The organism is Treponema pallidum subsp. pallidum str. Nichols (assembly GCF_000410535.2).
GTDB lineage: Bacteria > Spirochaetota > Spirochaetia > Treponematales > Treponemataceae > Treponema > Treponema pallidum.
In genome coordinates, this window is the sequence record NC_021490.2 from 976,506 (window position 1) to 977,199 (window position 694).

Annotated in this window: 1 protein-coding gene; it reads right to left on the reverse strand. The window is 51.0% G+C overall.

The window, feature by feature from the left end; all coding sequences use genetic code 11:
- On the reverse strand, positions 1-694 hold a 694-nt coding region (locus tag TPANIC_RS05685; RefSeq protein ID WP_465250568.1), incomplete at both ends, for a major outer sheath N-terminal domain-containing protein.

Sequence of the window (694 nt, forward strand, 5' to 3'; positions counted from 1 at the left end):
CGCTCCGTTTTTCTTATGCCCCACGTCTGTAGCAGCCAGAGCACACAGACCCCAAAGCTTCATACTCACCTTAGCCCCGGCTGCCAGGGCTCGGGCTTGGGCATAGTCGCTAGACAGTGTGGAGTTGCCGGTGAGCTCCACTTTAATGTATTCCTGCACGCCATCTTCACGCGTACGCTCCCAGCCGAACAAAATATCTCCCCCCAATCCATACTTGCTGGGGGTTACTCCTGCTGGGACGTTGCCCTTGCTGTCTTTGCCCTCCCAGTCGGTGTTAGACGCAAACTTAAACGCAATATCAAACGTGAGCCCCGTGCCGGCGATGTCAGTCTGTTTATACCCTAACTTTCCCCCGGCTCCCTCAAACCCCGGCTCATACACCGGCTTATCTCCCTTAGACTTATAATCCCCATTCGCGGTCCACGGCTCCCACAAAACAGCAAACGTTGACTTAAAATCAGGATTCTTCCCAATGGTCAGGTAGGCCCCATAACAGTGCAGGGTTGCCTCTATCGTCTTTGCAGAACCCTTCGTGTCAAACTTTGCTCCACCATTTGACTCTAAACTCAACTTCAACGCTTTAACATTAATTTCCGCATAGACATTCCCCTCACCGCGGTACTTGAAATCCTTCTTTGCCACAATGGGGAACACAATCTTAAAATCAGTAGTAGTCTTAAATCCATGCTTGAGG